1 protein-coding gene is annotated in these 239 nt (G+C 70.7%); it reads left to right on the forward strand.

Going from position 1 to position 239, the window contains the following annotated elements:
• Positions 1-239 (forward strand): phage holin family protein (locus SB717_RS39240; protein WP_410908705.1); only part of this gene is annotated, 239 nt, incomplete at both ends.

Genomic DNA, 239 nt, shown 5'->3' on the forward strand with positions numbered 1-239 from the left:
GAGATCCGGCAGACCGCCACACGCGCCGGCAAGGGCGCGGGTCTGCTCGGCGGCGCCGGCTACGCCGGACTGATGGCGGTCTTCTTCCTGTCGATCGCCCTGTGGTGGGCCCTCGGCTACCTGGTGGGCAACGCCTGGTCCGGCGTGATCGTCGCCGTCATCTGGGCCATCGTCGCGCTCGTCCTCTACCTGGTCGGGCGCAAGCAACTGGAGACCGTGAAGGGCGCCCCGCAGACCGT

This window comes from Priestia sp. SIMBA_032, assembly GCF_046535215.1.
Taxonomy (GTDB): domain Bacteria; phylum Bacillota; class Bacilli; order Bacillales; family Bacillaceae_H; genus Priestia; species Priestia aryabhattai.